The sequence below is a fragment of the Synechococcus sp. MU1642 genome, assembly GCF_020514115.1.
Taxonomy (GTDB): domain Bacteria; phylum Cyanobacteriota; class Cyanobacteriia; order PCC-6307; family Cyanobiaceae; genus Parasynechococcus.
In genome coordinates this window covers 1-4,558 of record NZ_VTKZ01000022.1, presented here as the reverse complement: position 1 = coordinate 4,558, position 4,558 = coordinate 1, and the positions used below count along the sequence as shown (strand labels likewise).

Here is a 4,558-nt window from a genome sequence, read left to right as displayed (position 1 = left end):
GTCCAGAACCAGAACCCTCACTTTCACCTTCACCAACGCTAAGTCCGGCACCTTTACCGACTACGTCTCCAGCACCAGCCCCTGGACTGTCGCTGCTGGAGCAGGCCGCGGCTCAGCGCCAGCAGCGTCACCAGGATCTGGATGACAGGGCTCGTCAGGCTCCCCCTGCACCCACGCCGGCTCCTACCCCTGCGCCAGCTCTCGACTCAGAAGAGCCGCAGCTGGGTGACTTTGATCAGGATTTCACCTGGTCTGCCGAGGTGCTTGCGGCCCAGGGCCGTCGGGTCGATCAGGTTTCCCTCGAGGAAATCGATTGGTTGGGCCGGCTCCGCCGCGGTCTTGAAAAGACCCGTCAGGGCTTTGTTACGAGCCTTCTGGAGAATCTCGGTGACGACCCTTTAACGCCGGAGGTTCTCGATGATCTCGAAACTCTCTTGCTGAGAGCGGATGCTGGCGTCCAGGCCACCGATCAGGTGCTGGATGCCCTCCGCCAACGGATGAATGAGGAGGTCGTTGATCCTGCGGAAGGGATTCGTTTCCTTAAGGAACAGCTGCGTGGCCTTTTGGACGCGCCGATCCAGGCCAGTGCTGTTCCTCTTCTGGCGCCGGAACGGGATCGCCTGAACATTTGGTTGATGGTGGGGGTGAATGGGGTTGGTAAGACAACCACCCTGGGAAAACTTGCCAATCTGGCTGTTCGTAGCGGCTATTCGGCTCTGATTGCGGCCGCAGACACCTTTCGTGCTGCAGCCGTGCAGCAGGTTGAGGTCTGGGGAGAGCGCAGTGATGTTCCAGTGGTGTCCAACCCCAGCAGCAATGCCGACCCTGCTGCCGTTGTTTTCGATGCGATTGGAGCCGCTCGCTCGCGCAAGTCTGATTTGCTTTTGGTGGATACCGCCGGACGGTTGCAGACCAAGCACAACCTGATGGAGGAACTCCAAAAAGTCAGAAAGATCATCGACCGTTTGGCGCCGGAGGCGAAGGTCGAATCCTTGCTGGTTCTTGATGCAAGTCAGGGTCAGAACGGGCTTCGCCAGGCCATGGCCTTTGCCGACGCGGCCGGCCTCACTGGCGTTGTAATCACCAAACTCGATGGCACAGCCCGTGGTGGCGTCGCCCTGGCGGTGTCGTCTGAGGCAGGTTTGCCGATTCGCTTCATTGGCGCTGGGGAAGGAATCCGTGATCTGCGCCCCTTCAACAGTTTTGAATTCGTTGAGGCTCTGCTGGCTGGACGCTGAAGCGTTGCTACCTTGCGGACCCTGGGGGTGCGAGGTTGAGCAGCAAGCCGCCCGGACGTCATCCCAGCTCTGCGCAGCGGCCTGGACACCCCTCGCCCGAGGCCATGGCTTCGTTGCGTCAGCTGTTTGACAGCCTCAGCAGCGAACAGCGCCGCAATCAGGATCTGTTGGTCTCCCTGGGGTTTGCCCTCCGCAGCTTCACCAACCTCCAGCGCTTTCTTGAGCTTGTGCCTGTCGTGGCCTCGCGCCTGGTGGGTGTTGACGGGGCCTTGCTTGTTCCGTTTCAGACGGATGGTCGCCTCTGGCGTGATCAGTTGCAGGGGAGTCCAGCTGAGCCGTCCCAGGATCTGCTGCAGCGCTTAGCCGCCTTTGAACCTGGATCGGCTATAGGTTTTGGTAGCGACGATCAGCAGCTGTTGGCGCTCGACCGTCTGGTTCAACGCTGCCTGCCCAAAGCGGCTTTGTTCGCCACGTCTGTGACGGCCCGTGGTCGGACGCGGGGCCGCCTTTACGTCTATGCCCGCAACGGCTCTTTGGTCTGGACCGAGGTGCATCGTCGACACGCTCAGTTGGTGGCGGATCTTGCTGGTGTTGCGATCGAAAACGATCAGATGCTTCAGGACGCCCGCCGGCATGAGCGGGTGGATCGACAACTCAGCATTGGTGCAGAGATTCAGGCGCAGTTGTTGCCGGATCGTTGCCCCGTGATCGAGGGCGTTGATCTGGCTGCACGCTGTCGGCCCGCTTTTCAGGTGGGCGGTGACTACTACGACTTCATTCCCACCCGTCCGGAACTCATCGGCCGACGCCGTGAGCGGGGTCGTTGGGCGCTGGTGATGGGCGATGTCATGGGCAAAGGTGTTCCTGCTGGTCTGTTGATGACGATGTTGCGCGGGATGCTGCGCGCTGAGGTTCTCAGCGGTCTGCCACCGGATCGGATTCTCCACGACCTCAATCAGCTGGCGCAGGAAGACCTTGCGCAGTCGCACCGGTTTGTGACGCTGTTTTATTCCGATCTGGATCCGCGCACGCTGCGGTTGCGTTATGCCAATGCGGCCCACAACCCGCCCCTGCTCTGGCGCGCCGAGCGACGGGTGATCATGCGGCTCGATGCCGCTGGGCTTCTGATCGGTCTCCAACCTGAAGCTGAGTTCGCCCTTGGCGAGATTCTCCTTGAACCGGGAGACGTGTTGCTCTACTACACCGATGGTGTGACTGAAGCACCGGGGATCACCGGCGATCGTTTCGATGAGGCGCGGCTGATTCGTGCCCTTGAAACGGCCTGTCGAAGTGGTCAGGGAGCGCAGGGAATTCTTGAAAGCCTGTTTCAACGCTTGGACCGTTTTGTTGGTCCGGATCGTCAGCTGGAGGATGACGCCTCGCTTGTGGTGTTAAAAGTTCCGGAAGCGGTCACGTTGCCGAGTGTGCAGGGACGGTCAATCGCCTGACAAGCTGAGGAAATCGACGGATGAATTGATGGCTGGTGGGGTGACCGGTGGTGCTGCAGGCACCTGGAGCGATCGTTTTGAGCAGGGTCTGCATCCCTTCATCGAGGCGTTTAACGCTTCCATCGGTTTTGACCTGACCCTTCTTCAGGAGGATCTCGATGGTTCCATCGCCCATGCCCGGATGCTGGCCGGCGTGGGAGTGATCACGGAGGCAGAAGCTGAGCAGTTGGTGAATGGCCTGGAGATGGTTCGCGCTGAGGCGGCATCTGGCAGCTTCCAGCCCGGTTTGGCTGATGAAGATGTTCACTTCGCTGTGGAACGCCGGCTGATTGCTTTGCTTGGTCCCGTGGGCAAGAAGTTGCACACCGGACGCAGCCGCAATGATCAGGTTGGGACTGACCTACGCCTTTGGCTGCGACGACGGCTGGATGGCCTGGATCACGATCTGCAGCGGTTGCAGGGGGCACTGGTGACCCAGGCGGATTGTCATCGCCGCACCATGATTCCCGGGTACACCCACCTGCAGCGGGCTCAGCCGCTCTGTCTAGCCCATCACCTTCTCGCTTATGTCGAGATGTTGGAGCGCGACCGCGAGCGTCTTCAGGATGTGCGCAAACGCGTGAACATTTGCCCGCTCGGCGCTGCTGCTCTGGCGGGAACGCCGGTACCGATTGATCGCAAGCGCACCGCGAAGGAGCTGGGTTTTTCAGCGGTTTATGCCAACAGCCTCGATGCAGTCAGCGACCGTGATTTCTGCGTTGAGTTTTCCGCTGCCGCCTCCTTAGTGATGGTGCATCTCAGCCGTCTCGCCGAAGAGGTGATCGCCTGGGCTTCCGAGGAATTCGGCTTCGTGCGGCTCAGCGACCGCTGTGCCACGGGCAGCAGCCTCATGCCTCAGAAGAAGAATCCCGATGTGCCTGAGTTGGTTCGGGGCAAGACCGGACGCGTCTTCGGACATCTCCAGGGATTACTGACCATGATTAAGGGTCTTCCGCTGGCATACAACAAGGATTTTCAGGAAGACAAGGAGGCGCTGTTTGATGCCTTCCGCACAACACGTGATTGTGTTGAGGCGATGGCGATTTTGTTTGAGGAAGGCCTTGATTTCAGAGTCGAGCGCCTCAATGAAGCCGTGGAGCAGGATTTCTCTAATGCAACGGATGTGGCCGACTATCTGGTGTCTCGCGGTGTTCCATTTCGCGAGGCTTATCAATTGGTCGGCGCTGTCGTCCGGCGCTGTATCGAGCAGGGTTGTCTGTTGCGGGACCTTGATCTGACTGCTTGGAAGGAACTTCATCCTGCCTTTGAGGCGGATTTGCATGACGCCCTGGCTCCCCGCGCCGTTGTGGCCGCCCGTCGCAGTGAAGGTGGCACGGGATTTGAGCGTGTTGATGAACAGCTTCAGCGCTGGTTACAGCGTTTCAACGGAACCCAACCGGTGGGATGACTCTCACCCATAACCGGGTCTACGCTTAATAAGCCAGAGCTATGTCACTTCGTTCCGGAGTCATAGCCCGATGGCAATGTTCAAGGCCTTATCGGTCCACTGTTTCGTACCCGGTCCACGCAAAACGTGAGCATTTTTGTCGGCAACCTTCCCTTCCGCGCTGAGCAGGAAGATGTGATCGAGCTGTTTGCCCAGTTCGGTGAAGTGACCAACTGCGCGCTGCCCCTCGAGCGGGACACAGGTCGCAAGCGTGGTTTTGCCTTCGTTGAGATGGCCGATGAGTCCACCGAAGAAGCAGCCATTGAAGGCCTACAGGGTGCAGAACTGATGGGCCGTCCTCTCCGGATCAACAAAGCGGAGCCCCGCGGTAGCGCCCCCCGTCGTGGTGGCGGCGGCTATGGCGGTGGCGGTGGTGGCGGCTATGG

4 protein-coding genes are annotated in these 4,558 nt (G+C 59.9%); all 4 read left to right on the top strand.

All coding sequences use genetic code 11. The annotated features are described in order from the left end of the window. Window positions 1–1,238, top strand: a 1,238-nt coding sequence (gene ftsY, locus FZZ85_RS11985; RefSeq protein WP_226415541.1) for a signal recognition particle-docking protein FtsY, incomplete at its 5' end; no start/stop codon positions are given. A 35-nt stretch (window positions 1,239–1,273) separates the two neighbouring features. Continuing rightward, entirely contained in the window at window positions 1,274–2,686 is a 1,413-nt protein-coding gene (locus FZZ85_RS11980) for a PP2C family protein-serine/threonine phosphatase (protein WP_226415539.1), read from the top strand. Window positions 2,687–2,714: 28 nt separating this feature from the next. Next, complete coding sequence (gene argH, locus FZZ85_RS11975) at window positions 2,715–4,133, top strand: argininosuccinate lyase (RefSeq protein ID WP_226415537.1); 1,419 nt, start codon at window positions 2,715–2,717, stop codon at window positions 4,131–4,133. A 126-nt stretch (window positions 4,134–4,259) separates the two neighbouring features. Continuing rightward, on the top strand, window positions 4,260–4,558 hold a 299-nt coding region (locus FZZ85_RS11970), incomplete at its 3' end, for an RNA-binding protein (RefSeq protein WP_226415535.1).

Excerpts from the sequence above, each read along its gene's own strand:
- argH (WP_226415537.1), top strand. The coding sequence starts at position 2,715 with ATGGCTGGTGGGGTGACCGGTGGTGCTGCAGGCACCTGGAGCGATCGT.